This is a genomic window from Kistimonas ophiarachnellae (assembly GCF_057552235.1).
Window position 1 is genome coordinate 1 of record NZ_BAAJPA010000080.1, and the last position, 377, is coordinate 377.

1 protein-coding gene is annotated in these 377 nt (G+C 59.2%); it reads left to right on the forward strand.

From position 1 onward, the window contains the following. The coding region (locus AC27K1_RS21720) for a putative Ig domain-containing protein (RefSeq protein WP_487152887.1) at positions 1–377 on the forward strand (377 nt) is incomplete at both ends.

Sequence of the window (377 nt, forward strand, 5' to 3'; positions counted from 1 at the left end):
TCCGCCATTACTGACCAGTCGGGCAGTGAGGATAGCCAGTTCAATTTCGTGGTGCCCGCCAACACCTTCAGCGATGTGGACAGTGGCGACACCCTGACGTACAGCGCCACCCTGGGTGACGGCAGTCCGTTACCGTCCTGGTTAAGCTTTAATGCGGGCACCCGGACCTTCAGCGGCACACCGTCGAATGATGATCTGGGCAGTATTGCCCTGAAAGTCACCGTGACCGATTCCGCCGGCGCCACGGCACAGAGCACCTTCACTGTCACGATTGCCAACGTCAACGACGCACCCACGGCATCCGGTGACACCCTGACGATCACGGAGGATGGCAGCCATACCTTCTCTGCCGGGGACTTTAACTTCAGTGATGTGGA